Raw genomic sequence first — 14,041 nt, 5'->3', positions numbered from 1 at the left:
TAATAAATCTGTTTAATCATTCTGGTTGATTCTCCTCTTGAGATCTGATTTTCATTTCACTTCTGACCTCTACAAAGTACTTTTCAAAACTATTACCTAGATTAATTACACCATTCAGTATCTGCGTGAAATAGTTAATTAGGTCAGAGTTATCGGAATCTATCAGAAACCCTAAACTGTTAGCCTCTATCATTAATTTTTCATCTCCAAAGCTTCTTATATCTTCCCTAAGATATTGAAATGACGTCCTAATGTAATTTATTACCTCCTTCTCATCTTCTAATCCATATTCCTTAGCAACGCTTTTAAGATCCAAACCACTTTTAAGCGTGAATATCGAAATTCTACATACATTTTCAATTCTTTCCAAATATCTACCAGCCCAGTAAATTTTGTAAGCAATGCTTTTCACTATCGTATTCTCATCCTCTTTCAACTTTAACTTTTACCTCTTTAAGCCAACCTCTCCCAGAACTTACGAACGTACCTATTACCGGACTGACATCTGAGAAATCTCTTCCAACTGCGAATTTTATATAACCTAAATTATAAAATCTATTTCGAGTAGGGTCAATATCAAGGTAAGTCCCCTCTGGGGTTAACACTTCAACCCACGCATGAGTCGCCCTAGGATTATCATTAACAACCCCCATAACATATCTGGCAGGAATTCCTAATGCCCTTAATAACGCTAATGTAATGTGCGTGTAATCTTGACAAACACCATAACCTAACTGAAAAGCTTCATATGCTGTAGTATTGACTGTGGTAACACCAGACTTGTAAATTATCTTTTGCCTTACGAATTTTAAAATCGCCTCAATCACTTCACCTAATGTTCTCAACCCTTTTGTGACTTCCTTCGCAATCCTTTGAAAGGGCTCAGGATCAACTAGTTTAGTAGGTAAAAGTAATTCATTAAATCCATAATTGTAAGGAAACTCATAATCCGCCTTTATTATCCTATTCTCAACCCTCACTTTACTATTGGAAAATATTTCCAGTCTTCTGTGAACCTCTTGTATTTTCACCTTATATACAATATTTCCAAATATATCTCTATAAGACGTTTTATAACCGTTTGGTATCGTTCCAATTTCATGATATAACAATAGCTGATTATCACCATCATAGGGAACTATCTTTAACATATTCTCATTCAATATAACATCTGTTTCATACTCATATATACTAGTATAACTTACTGTATAATCCATAATGGTTTCACCATACCCCCAGAAGAATTATTCGTAACCCTACTTCCAACTATTCCCACTCTACTTAAAACCGCGCTTGCCACTTTATCATAATATGTAAAAAACCTCAAATCAGCATATGTCTCATAAAAGGAGTCATTTACCACTGAAACCACTGTATCAAAATCTAGAACTTCTTGTGCTATGAAATTTTCATACTCCTTAAAGATTTCCTTTAAAATATTTAGGTTATCGTCCTTAACTATTGCTAAACCTATTCCCCCATATCCTTCTCTCTTCTTTATGACATAACGAGTAGGTTGATCAATTACCTTTTCTAAATTCTCCTTTTCATAGAGACAAAAAGTTAATGGCTGTACAACGCTTTCCAATTTCATTCCATATCTTTCTGCTAGGTAAGGTACCCATACAAAAGTTGCCTTATCATCAGCTATCCCAGTTCCAGGCGCGTTAGCTATGGTAACCCAACCCCTTAAATACGCCTTAACCAAACCTGGTGTTAAGTAATCTAAATCCTCTATTCTCCTATAAATTACATCTACATGAACTTCACCTTCATCAACTGTCTTTACCACAACTTCCTTATCCTTAACTAAAATATCATTAGGTTCAGCCAATATAATTCCAAGTTTATCAGAGAGGAACCTATGCTCAAAATACGCAGAATTATAATTTCCATCACTCAACAACACAATTGTCGGATCTTTACTACCGCTGACATATCGTAAAATATCGTATAGGTACTCCAGATCATTTGGTTTAAGGACATTATATCCTTCTGACAACTCTGGAAGGAATCTCGTTAAATACTCAAATGCTTTGTATGAGTAAGAAATTCCAGAAGGAATCCTCAAATTGTCTTCTAAAATAAAAGGTATACCTCTTAATCTAACTATATCAGCGCCATAAACGTGAATATAGATGTTCTTTGGAGGGGAAAATCCTATCATCTCAGACCTAAAATATGGCGTAGTTTTTATTATCCAATCTGGTATGGGTGTAGAACTTTCCTGATAAACTTCCCTTATGAACTTGTTTAAAACGTAGCTTCTAGCAGATAAGTAATTTGAAATTTTAAAGAAGAATTCAGAGCTAATTATTCTGGGTAATACATCTATAGGAGTGCTCCTATAGTTTAGGGACGTATAAAATGTAAAGCCCTCCATGAAGGCTTGCAAATTTACTAACTTATTTTTCTGAAATATCCTTTCATTTAAATTATTAACATTTTCTAAAAGTCTAGAATAGATCGGATCCATTAAATATTCATTGTAATTGTTATCTCTTATGAGTTTTCTTATTTTCATATTTTTACATTCGTAATACAAACATTTAAGTCTTTATATAGGCATCTACATAAAAGATTTCCAATTAACAAGATATATAAATGTAAAGTATATAACTTTGTGAATAACTTAAAAAAGGTAAAATTGATAGATTATTGCTACTCTTTAATTTTAGACTTTAAAATTTTCATTCCAATAATAACGATATAATAAAAATTTTCCTAAAGAGGTCGATTTCTCTCTAATCAATACTTAATACCATTAATTCTTCCTTTATCTTTAATTTTTAGTGATTTCTTATATACTTTCTAATTCCTCATATCAGTATTGTTACTCAGTCCTCACATGGTTTATAACCGTTAAGCCCAACATGTATATAACATTTGAAGAGTTTCGACGCATAAACTTTTAGAAGTACTTGTTTACTTCTTCACCTTACTATCTTGAATTTAATAATAAGAATATATAATAATATCCTATTATTCCACATTTCCTTCCCTTATCTTTAATAGGTAGTTGGAGAGTTTGTCAATTGACATTCGCGCATAACATTATCATAAACCAGCATGTTACACTTCTCTATGGCTAGAAATAAGTTTTATTGAATTACTTTCCTGATTTATTATGATCTATTTCTAATTTTGAACATCAATATTTATAGATTTAATAAGTTAAGTTGCTTTAAAAATCCTTTTTGTTGATTTTTCTACGTATAGCTTAAATATAGAGGCGGAAAATATGCATAATGAATGTTTATTAGTTTTTCTTTAATGATTTTATACGGATGGAGAAGACTAGAAGCTTATTTAAGACTTTTTTAGTAATTGTAATTATAATTTTTATTATTTTGCAGATTACCGTATCTTCAGCTCGACAAACTACAACTACTACTCCTATAAAGCATGTTGTAATAATAATCCTTGAAAACCATTCTTTTGATAATCTTTTTGGGACATATCCTTTTGGCAATCCACCAATATATAATAATATAACTGAATCCGTGATGAGACCTGTTGGAATTAACTTTAGCATTAGATTACCAACTACTAATGGGAAATACGTAGGCGTATTTTACGCAAATAATGTCATATTACAAGATCCTACAGAAGGTTTTAACGCTTATCATGAAGATTGGAATTTTGGATTAATGAATGGCTTTGTAAAGGGATCTGGCGTTCAGTCACTTGCTTATGTATCTTATCAGCAAGTTCCTCTTTTATGGGATTATGCTGAAGAATACGTTTTAGCAGATGACTACTTTTCTCCGTCGTTAGAAGCTACACAACCCAATAGGGTTAATTATCTAATTGGATTTCCTAGCAACATTACAAGTGATAGTTTTATAACTAACGTGTTACCTTTTACGGATACCATCATGTATCAGCTTTCACAATATAATATATCATGGGGTTATTTTGATTATGGATACCAACAAGGTCAAAAATTACCGCCTTTTCCATTAGAAGTCTTTTATGGATCAATGAATTATACACAACACTTCTTTAATACTAGTGTCTTCTTGCAAGATCTCAAGGACAATAGATTACCAGATATATCCTGGGTCATGTTCACTGGTGGTGATGGATCAGATCATCATTATGTTTATGATATGCATCCACCTTTCAATCTTACAGTTGGTCAGATCAATTTAGCTTATTTTATTAACGCAATAATGGAAAGTCCGTATTGGAATTCAACTGTTATTTTCATAACTTTTGATGAAGGTGGTGGTTTTTATGATCAAGTTCCTCCACCAATAATCCCTACATACGGATTAGGATATGATGAATTCCTAAACCATTTAGGAATATATAATTATACTATATTAGGCCAAAGAATCCCATTGCTGATTATCTCACCATATGCAAAAGAGGGATGGATTGACAATTATACATTATCTGGCTATACTTTACTAGGATTTTTAGACTATAATTGGCACTTGCCCTATCTTAATAAAATAGTTGCAAATAGTGACGTACAAGGATTATTGCAAGCTTTTAATTTCTCCCAAACTCCCAGAAAACCTATAATCTTGTATCCCTATAATTGGAGTTATCCTATTCCACTTCAATTCCCAATACATTACGGATATGTTGCTACAATACATAACAATTATACTGGATATCTTCTCTTGTATGATAGAGGACTTATAAATAATACAGTTTTAAACTATATTATGCAGTTTTCTCAAGAAAATCAGCTATATTATACCAACTTAACAATATCCTTTACTAATAATACTGCTACTTCAACTACATCTACGCAGATTTCATCTACCTATACTAGTATGTCATATTCCAATAGTACTATTACGAAAAGCAAAAATAGCTACATCTACATTTTAATTATCGCATTGTTAAGTATAATAATTATAACATTAATAATACAATCCAAAAAAACTATTCCGAAGAAATAAATTATATTATTATATTCTATTTCCATTTATCTATGAGCTTTCTAGTTAGATATTCATTAAACTCCTTACTATTCTCTCCATATTTTATAAGATATTTAAAACAAGATGTACATACAATCTTCCCATTATACTGATTACTTCCAACATCACCACAATAGGCACAGGACATTTTCTGAGGCTGAATTTGAGCTATCCTTGCTCTAGCTATTAAGTCATCCGCTACGTTTACATAGCTTGATACTTTAGCCATTCTTTGTCTTATCTCAGCTTCAATATTTCCAGGTAACATTGCTGGCTCTTCATTTGTGGGTAAATATATATGGAATATAAGGATTTTTTCATCATTCATTTGAGCGTACTTATAATGCGCATACGATCTATCTTTATTCCCAACTATTTCTATTTTCTTCATTTCGACTTCTTCTTCTTGCCCATTATCATATATTATCTTAATCTTCATTACATATCACTAGGAAATGCCTATATTAAATTGAGCTGAATATGTTTGAGATGATGGTATATACATAGGATTGTTTTCATTCACGTTAAAGTAAAAGAATAAATTAGTGATAGTATTGACGTTTGACGTAAGTTGTTGCAGGCTAAAGAATCCTATAGGCTGTCCAGTACTATTATCTCTTAATCCATAGTTGTATTGAAAATAATTAAAGGCTATATACGCGTAAGTTACATTTATAGCCACATTGATATATGCCAGTGCATGTATCCTAAGAGAACTTGAAAGTTGGTACCCATATATTGCCCCAGATGTTTGAGCTGAGTTTATAAACGTATTGAAAGCTATATATAACATTTTTACAGTACCAGATAGTGCTAACGTACTAGAGGTAGAATTCCCGGAAATAAATATCACAGACCCGTGCGTAGGTTGCGAAGAGAATAGGTTACCTAGAATGATTATAGAATCTACATGATAATTATCTCTCACTAGTACGACTAAACTTGAGCCAAAATCAAAATTATTGAAAGCAATGAAAACAGTATGACCTCTATACAAATCCGAGATTATCACATTATAACCACTTTCAAAGGAACATCCTACTATGCCATAATTTATACCACCTACTAATTGTATTTTTCCTCCTATACCTGAGAAAGTAACATTTTGAAATTGGCAAGCAACTAGCTTTAGATTGTCAGCACCTTGAGTAACTATTGAAGCACCATCGAAAACACAGCCAACTACAGTCCCATTATTGCCATCAGTTCCAGGATTTAAATAAGTTACATTAGTACCCACGAAAACACAGCCAACTACAGTCCAGCCTCTAGGTGAAATAGCTAGATTACTACCATTCTCAAACCTAGATCCTATGACCATTAATTCCCTTGACTGCGTATCGAAGAGCAGTTCAGCGTTATTTACATAACAATTGAATACTAATATAGTAGCTGATTGGTTAAACCAAGCACTTGCAAAAAATTGTACTGCATCAAAATAAAACATAGTGGAATGCATATGATTTGGAAAGCTAGTAACAATTAACCATCGTTGTGGAGTTACATTGATTAATCTCATATTCTTAAAAGCAATTATCCAACCCCAGGTAGAATAGGAAGCCTCTTGCGTGTTAACTACTGCATTATTTGACGTAATGTACTGCATCTCATATGTTGCAATAGAATTTATAGTTATCATAGCTGGGACATTAGACAAATTATTTGGATTTACATACACTATTTCCCCTAAGCCATCTCCCTCGAATATATAATGTAAAGATTGATCTAAAACTAAAGTAGGTGAAGCCGCAGCATATACATACAATCTGCCTCTGATTATAATATGAGCTACACCATAAATCCGTGATAATTGTATCGCTTCTTGTAATTCTTGCGTAGCATCGCTTCCTGGAGGAACATAAAAGTCAACATCTTGATCCATATGATCAGAAATAACTATAGCCATTTAAATTACCCCACCCTCAAATATTGCACCCATTCTTTGGAAACCAAGGCCAGTTATTAAGTCACCAAAGTACATTACATATCTATACAATCCCCAGAAAATTGGTGAACCTACTACATCTTGAGTAGGAGATGACGCTAATGTTGCAATCTGTGATGAAGATAAGACAGCATTGTATATTTGTATGTTTTCTAAGTAGGAATACCAGCTTGGCCTATTCATTCCACCTTGTTGACTCTGAATGGGACAATTATTCACCCATAGATATGCTACATTAGGATAATTAATAGTTACTGTACCACTCGCTACTTGGTTACCATTAACATACATTATTGCAGTGCCATTATCGTATGTTACAACTACATGGAATGGAACCGTCGAAGGAAATGGAGCCCTTATACTGCCACTAGAACCAGTAAACATTAGCATACCGCTATTACCCATTATAGCCCATCCTTGCCCGGCCTCTAACGAACCATAAGCTAATATGTAACCATCATATCCACCAGGAAGTCCATAAACCCAGGCTGAGACTGTGAACTGAGATGGTGTCCCAAACGCTTGAGGACCGTTAGCAAACATTAAAGATTGATATGCTGGAGGTTCGTAGAATAACACATAGGGAGATTGTGAGAATGAGCGCCTCTTAGATAAAATGGAATTTATTATTCCAATATTAGAATACCATAGAAGTTGAATACCATATTCCATAATAGGTGCCAATGCGATAATCATTGGGGCACTACCAGGGTTTACATATATTTGTGCACCTCCGCTAATCTGTATATTGTTAGGAGTAGATGTTAATGGGGATTTAATTGGATAAAATTGACCAAGTAGGACTATTAAGCCACCATTATAATTTTTCTGTAAATATTGTATAGCCTCATATATTCCACATGTACCTGAACCACTACTACAGCTTCCGTTAAATATTTCTCCAGAACTAGTTATCACACTATAGCCAGTGTTAGGATTTCCTTCGACTATTGTAATATATGGATATGTAGAGGTTAAAGATGAAGATGCCTGGGCAATATTAGCCTTTTTTTCTCTAATATCTAAAATAAGGGGAGCTGCAGCTAGCATTGCTGAGGACGTTAAAGTCAAGAATTGTCTCCGATCTAGCTTATTTGAAACGTTTTTTACACCCACAATAGCACTTTAAAGTATATACTTTTAAATTTTTCTATATTAACTTATAGGATGTCGTATAATATTAACGATCGATTAAAATATAGTAATTGGAACAGTTTATAGCTAAGTAAATAATACAATATCATATATTAATTTTACGACAGGATGTGAGGTATAAATAGCATATTAGTTCCATAATAAACAAAAATTTCATTCTATATTATGATTAAATATTGTTTTATCTATATTACAGCAAAATAATCTGTGAATTATTATTATATTCCTAAAATTTTAGTTATGACAAATAAAAGCTGTGACATCTAATTATCATTTTAGTTATAATCATGTATCATTTAGTTATTAATGCACTTACTAATATATATAGAAACTTTACAATCTAATTCGGATTCTTTTAAATACTTTATATCTAAATCTAAGAAGATCTTAAACTTAGGCTAGTTCTATATATGTACTATTCAAAATTAAGAGACAAGATTCCGTTACTATTAATATTATATGAATAATTAATATCTAAATAAGAAAATTTATTATTAACCCCGGTTTATAAATAAAAATTATTAAATCCTCTTTCATAGTAGATAATATACGTGAGAGTGTCCAGATTGAATAAAATTTGGCTTGCTTTTTATATATAGGGTATAAAATTAACTCTATGTCCCAAGTTATTACCTTAATCCAAGGCTAAGTTGACTAACTTAAATGTCCGTTTTCATCAACTTAAGTATTATTCATTAATGAGGTAGATCTCAAAATAATTATTCACTGAATTTTTCTCACTCCGGACGCTCTCTCGTGTTCAAGAGTTATAAACAATAGCAATACCTTGTGTTCGCACCTTTGATTGTATTACTCGAAAATGATAGATTGCTTCATTATTTTTCTGTTATTCGATTATTACAATTCACAAAGAAACTGTGAATTACCCCTAAATTAGCCCTTTAGTAGAGATTATCTACATAATATTAGTGAGATCAATTAAAATAGAAAAACAGAATAGCCTACTTGACTGGTAATATAGTTAACAGTACATAACTTCCATCACTCCTTTTTAATCTAAAAAATAATTAGTGATTTTAATGTATGAGGTTATATAACATGTATTTTTAAGTCTAAGACATTGGAAGATGCGGTCTGCGATTCGATATATACTATTTTCGATAAATTTTCAGCTATTATAGATGCGACAATCAATGATTGAACGTAACCTAGTATTCCATATTGCTTATTCGGATTTGGACCATATATTTTTACTTGAATTAATTTATCATCAATGAAGTTTACCTCTAAATCGTTAGCGAAGTCATATAAATCTATTAGTGCCTTTTTTAGCAAAAACTCCAATGTTTCTGAAAAATTTATTCCCATTTTTCTCATTTCTTCTATAATTAAAGATCCAGGGGTCTCTAAAAAAATACCTATAGCATCATTAAAATGATTTATTAATTCATTATTGACCTTTTCTATTTTAACGGGAAAAGTATCTAACAAGAGCATCCCATTATAACCTAGCGATGAAGGAACAAATACTCTATAATAACCATCTTTACCATAATAACTGAAAATAAGTTCTAAATTTCTATATAAGTTATCCACTATCAAATTGATTTTATCGTTTTTCTTATCAACTAAATTTACTCCGTATGAAGCAAGTCCTACAGAAATTATTCCTAACGAAAATATCGTAAACGGCGGATAATAAATAATGAAAATATTTAATATTAATAAACTTACACCTAAAATAATTATATAAAACCAGAGATAATTCATCTTTAGGCGCCCCAGTAGATTTTATCTAATAGTTCTACCACATAATCCCATGTTACAACTTCCTTTCTGCCTTCTTTTCCCATTTTTTCCGCTAATCGTCTATCATTCAAAAGGTTATTAGCTGCTTGAGCTAAGGAGATGGGATCATTAGGAGGTACCAAAATTCCATTAACCCCATTTATTATTCTATATCTTAAACTGCCTACTTCAGTAGCTATTACTGCTTTTTCTCTACTCCATGCCTCACTTAGTGTAATAGAAAACGCTTCAACGTATTCTGAAATACTTGGAATAACTATAAATGAAGCGGAGTCAATAGCCTCTATTTTAGTTTTGTCGTCAACATAACCCAGAAACACGCACTTCTTATCCACATCTAATTTCTCAGCCATTTTTCTATATATATTGATATCACCGGGTCCTATAAAAACTATTTTCGAGTTAAGCATCTTTGCAGCCCGCAATAAAACTTCTACGCCTTTTAGTTTATGCAATCTTCCTATGTAAAGGATATATTCATCTCCAATTCGTTCGATAAAACGATTGGATTTCGGATATGTAAAGAAAATGTCATCTACACCTTCTGGAACCAAAAATGCGTCTCTATTATACTTTTCTTTTAAAATTCTTAGGTCTCTCGTATTTTTCACCAATAGTTTCTTAGAATTACTAAGAACCTTATTCATGGTAATTTTAGAATATAATGGTGAAAATAACCTTATCACAAAATTAGGGTGATTATAGAGGGAATCTATCGCCATCAATGTAAAAATTACATTTTCTCCTTTCATCATAAGTTTAATTGAAAAAAGAGAGTTCTGTGAATGGTAATGAACTATATCTGCTTCCTTTAATACTTTACTAGATTCTAGTGGTATTGTTAAATCTGGCATATTGAATAACCTTATACTTCTTAATTTTTCCACTTTCATCTTATAGTTATCATCGGGAACTTTAGATGATGTTAGTACTGTAACATCATATTTAGCTTGTTGTCTTATAGCTATCTCATATATCGACTTTTCTATACCCCCAACTACTGGATAAAATGTATGAGTGACATGCACTATTTTCTTTCTTTTCTCCAAGCTAAAACTTCACCTCTTAACGAGAATATTTGTGATAAAATCAGAAACAGCTGATTTGGAATCCATGCTCTTAATATTTCTCTGACGTTAGAATTTAATAGAGATAATAGTATGGAAATGAAAATTAATATGGAAAAGATAAAAATATTACTAATAGCCATTAATATTAAACCTATAATTAAAATCCACGGGTTTATCAAGTGCAAGTAAAACTCTTGCAAAAATACTAGCTTAAATTTTCTATTTCTAGATTTTAATACTTTCGGTAAAAATCTTGAAAAGTGCCTTATTAAATGAGATCCTCTTCTCATTTTCCATGTAATATAATCTATGCCTTTAGGTGCGAGTTCTATCGCTCTCATATTATCAATACATATTGCTCTATATCCTTTCAATGTCGTTAGTGTAGCAATCATACTATCATCGGCACCAACATTAGGTAATTCGTCTGGTTTAATAATATCTTTTCTAAACGCAGTTAATTCTCCATGGAATATTGGAGTAGAATATAGAGCTGACTCACCTAGTCTAATTGTATTATAGAAATTTCTATATGAATTCTCTAGATCATTATTAGCCTTTTTTATACAACTGACAGCTCCTACAACCCGTGAGCTGAACATAGACACAACGTTAATTAAAGGATCCTTCCATAGGGCATCGGCATCAGTTATAACTACGATATTACTAGTAGCTTTCTTTATTCCCTCTTTTATGGCAAAAATCTTACCCTTTCTTTCTTTTTCTTTAATAATAGTGAGCCTAGGAATATTGAAAGATTTAACTATTTCCGCTGTATTATCATCACTAGAATCAACTAGTATAACTTCCATATGGTTTATTGGATAGGACTGAAGTAAATTAATTATCTTCTCTTTTATCTTATCACTCTCATTATACGTTGGAATAATAATGCTTACATCAATTACTTCCTTATTTTCGGGCTTTATATCTAATTTTTTATTTTTTATATATAAATAATATAATGCAGGTATAGCAAAATGTATAATAATTAACAATATTGCTAGATCGAATACAAGCATTCTAAATTACATTATGGACTATAAATAAAAGCTTTTATTATAGTTATGGATTTGGAATAAAGACCGTTCATGGCTCGTTTTTCATGTCATAATTGTGTATTGAAATAATAATCGCACAACTGTAGTATAATATTTGGTACATTACTTACGAAAATCTTTATAATGTGTTTGAAATTTACACTTTAATTTGCCTTCAGCTATTATTCTAGCTTTTATTTCTTCTCACAGCATATAAGTTCAACATTATTCTTTGACTCCCAAGGAAATGATGGTCTTAACTTACATCTGAATCCTAATCCTTGATTATTAACATTATAAACCGCGATAAATTCATTATCGACATTTGAAGGTACTTTTATCATTCCATCTTTACTACCAACTCCAGCATTAAATAAGAGAATTTTATTTTTCCAAATTGTTCAAATTAATATCTCCTAAAGCTTCTTTGTACGCTGGGAGTAGTGGTTCAAATGAGTAAACTCTTTTAGCACCATTTATAGCAAAATATAACGCGGTATCACCCACGTTAGCACCAATATCAATAACTTCTTTGCCATGAACATCCGCCTCATAAGATTCGGAAATGAAAGTTTCGATAAAAGTCGTAAAGGGGTGTAATACTTTTACATCAAATTTTGGACTATACCAAATACTATTCTCTTTGATCCAGCCAGATAATAAAAATAGGAATTCAGAATAATTTTTATCTTTATTTAATTCGGAAATTACTGAATTTTCGGTTATTAAATTTAAAATTTTACTTAGATCATAACCATATACTTCTGACTTTCTCCCCGCCATCAAAATGGCGAGGGTTCCCCTCATCGATTCGGAGTTACATCTCTCATATAGGGGGCAGTCGCGAGGCTCAGAGAACCCCGCCCATACAAATTACACACAGCTATATAATCACGATGATCCTCAAAACCACACTTTACACACTTAAGCATCCTATACCCAGATTCAACCATTTTCTCTCCACACTTAGGGCAAGTAGTTGAACTATACGCTGGTTTAACGTATATTACGTTCAATCCATGCTTCTTAGCCTCCCACTCAACCCATTGTTGAACACGTCTATATTGCATCAAATATAGTTTCTCCCTATAATTCTTCTTCAACCCCTTCACATGAGAAATTGTGTTCATATAACCACTGAAGAACTAACCTTTTAGATCTCATATAATGATCTGCTATGGGCTCCAGAGCCGAGGAGGAGATCTTCATTTTGACTGTCACGATCTCCTCCTCGATGGAACTGTCCTCGCGGACAGCTCGCTCTGAAGCCCTTAGCACATGCTTATTACTGAAGAAACTGTTTAAAAACATTACGCGGGCATTCATCTCCGCCTTAAAAAGGCTAAGCTTTCTGCCCGCATTTCTGTAAAATGTTTCAAACTTTATAAGTACATTTGAGTTTACCTAATTATTTCAACTTATTAACGTTTATCACTGTCTGGCCGCTTGCCTAGATTTGCCTAATAGTTTAATTCGTTATCTCTCGTATCCCTCGTTTTTACTGTACGAAACCATTTAATCTTAATTAATGATCAGTGAGTATCGAATACATATCTTTAGTGCAATATAAATTTCCTGCTATTCTTCTTAAAAATCTACTCTATTTCAAGTTCAAGAGAGTGTCTCACTTGCATGAAATTGAGTAAAACTAGTTTCTCTCATATTTAAAAATACACAATTCAATAAGAATACTTGAAATTAACCAAATTTAGCTAAAAGACAAAAATAAGCGTAATACTTAAGGGAGACTGTGAGAATATAACAGAGACATGGGAGTTTTTCTTAAGCGTTCCTGGGTTCCTCATGTCTTGAGATGAGTCTTGTGTTTGTTTATTTGATTACTATTGTTTATAATTCCTTGATTTATGTTTCTATTCTTGATCGGGTGCCTAATGAGGCTGTCGTTGTGTAGTTGTTTTCTTTTTATATAATTTTTCTAGTTTTTTCAAGAATAGTGTTGAGTATAGAAAAATTCAGATGTTTTCTTTCGATTTGTATAAATATTTTCAGTCTTCTTAACTGTAATAACATGAAGAAATGAGAAACTATAAATATGCTTTTGCTATGATATTATATAAATTAAATACACAATTTATTTATTCAATTTTGTGTAAGTAGGAT

At 31.9% G+C, this 14,041-nt stretch carries 14 protein-coding genes; 1 reads left to right on the top strand and 13 read right to left on the bottom strand.

What is annotated here, in order from left to right:
- Positions 1–16: 16 nt before the first annotated feature.
- Genes V6M85_RS02415 through V6M85_RS02405 form a run of 3 tightly spaced genes read right to left on the bottom strand, consistent with a single transcriptional unit; the run spans position 17 to position 2,524 of the window.
- A complete protein-coding gene (locus tag V6M85_RS02415; protein WP_338602537.1) occupies positions 17–436 on the bottom strand; it encodes an alpha-E domain-containing protein in 420 nt (139 codons plus the stop codon).
- Positions 423–1,217 (bottom strand): transglutaminase family protein, encoded by a 795-nt coding sequence (locus V6M85_RS02410; protein ID WP_338602534.1) that lies wholly within the window; start codon positions 1,215–1,217, stop codon positions 423–425. Before V6M85_RS02410 ends, V6M85_RS02415 begins: the two co-directional genes overlap by 14 nt.
- Complete coding sequence (locus V6M85_RS02405) at positions 1,202–2,524, bottom strand: circularly permuted type 2 ATP-grasp protein (protein ID WP_338602531.1); 1,323 nt, start codon at positions 2,522–2,524, stop codon at positions 1,202–1,204. Before V6M85_RS02405 ends, V6M85_RS02410 begins: the two co-directional genes overlap by 16 nt.
- A 763-nt stretch (positions 2,525–3,287) precedes the next feature.
- On the opposite strand from V6M85_RS02405, the gene V6M85_RS02400 reads away from it, so the two are divergent.
- Positions 3,288–4,919, top strand: a complete 1,632-nt coding sequence (locus V6M85_RS02400) for an alkaline phosphatase family protein (RefSeq protein ID WP_338602529.1) — start codon at positions 3,288–3,290, stop codon at positions 4,917–4,919.
- Between the two features lie 16 nt (positions 4,920–4,935).
- On the opposite strand, the gene V6M85_RS02395 is transcribed toward V6M85_RS02400, so the two are convergent.
- From V6M85_RS02395 to V6M85_RS02350, 10 genes are all read right to left on the bottom strand, one after another.
- The gene (locus tag V6M85_RS02395; protein ID WP_338602527.1) at positions 4,936–5,379 is read right to left on the bottom strand and encodes a hypothetical protein; all 444 of its coding nucleotides are present in this window, start codon (positions 5,377–5,379) and stop codon (positions 4,936–4,938) included.
- A 9-nt stretch (positions 5,380–5,388) separates the two neighbouring features.
- Entirely contained in the window at positions 5,389–6,846 is a 1,458-nt protein-coding gene (locus tag V6M85_RS02390) for a hypothetical protein (protein ID WP_338602525.1), read from the bottom strand.
- Positions 6,847–7,935 carry a LamG domain-containing protein gene (locus tag V6M85_RS02385; protein ID WP_422398132.1) on the bottom strand — a complete coding sequence of 363 codons (1,089 nt, stop codon included), beginning with the start codon at positions 7,933–7,935 and terminating at the stop codon, positions 6,847–6,849.
- Positions 7,936–9,090: 1,155 nt separating this feature from the next.
- Positions 9,091–9,771, bottom strand: coding sequence for a hypothetical protein (locus V6M85_RS02380; RefSeq protein ID WP_338602520.1), 681 nt, complete (start codon positions 9,769–9,771; stop codon positions 9,091–9,093).
- Between the two features lie 2 nt (positions 9,772–9,773).
- Positions 9,774–10,859, bottom strand: coding sequence for a glycosyltransferase family 4 protein (locus V6M85_RS02375; RefSeq protein WP_338602518.1), 1,086 nt, complete (start codon positions 10,857–10,859; stop codon positions 9,774–9,776).
- Complete coding sequence (locus V6M85_RS02370) at positions 10,838–11,902, bottom strand: glycosyltransferase (protein WP_338602516.1); 1,065 nt, start codon at positions 11,900–11,902, stop codon at positions 10,838–10,840. The genes V6M85_RS02375 and V6M85_RS02370 overlap by 22 nt, the downstream gene beginning before the upstream one ends.
- Positions 11,903–12,114: 212 nt before the next feature.
- On the bottom strand, positions 12,115–12,264 hold the full coding sequence (locus V6M85_RS02365; RefSeq protein ID WP_338602513.1) for a hypothetical protein: 150 nt from the start codon (positions 12,262–12,264) through the stop codon (positions 12,115–12,117).
- A 40-nt stretch (positions 12,265–12,304) separates the two neighbouring features.
- On the bottom strand, positions 12,305–12,703 hold the full coding sequence (locus V6M85_RS02360; RefSeq protein ID WP_338604544.1) for an FkbM family methyltransferase: 399 nt from the start codon (positions 12,701–12,703) through the stop codon (positions 12,305–12,307).
- 20 nt (positions 12,704–12,723) lie between these two features.
- Positions 12,724–13,023 carry a zinc ribbon domain-containing protein gene (locus tag V6M85_RS02355; protein ID WP_338602511.1) on the bottom strand — a complete coding sequence of 100 codons (300 nt, stop codon included), beginning with the start codon at positions 13,021–13,023 and terminating at the stop codon, positions 12,724–12,726.
- Complete coding sequence (locus V6M85_RS02350) at positions 13,007–13,198, bottom strand: hypothetical protein (RefSeq protein ID WP_338602509.1); 192 nt, start codon at positions 13,196–13,198, stop codon at positions 13,007–13,009. The genes V6M85_RS02355 and V6M85_RS02350 overlap by 17 nt, the downstream gene beginning before the upstream one ends.
- Positions 13,199–14,041 lie beyond the last annotated feature (843 nt).

The organism is Sulfolobus tengchongensis (assembly GCF_036967215.1).
GTDB classification, from domain to species: Archaea; Thermoproteota; Thermoprotei_A; order Sulfolobales; family Sulfolobaceae; genus Saccharolobus; species Saccharolobus tengchongensis_A.
Note: the sequence above shows the minus strand (reverse complement) of the source record. Positions and strands in the feature narration are given on the sequence as shown.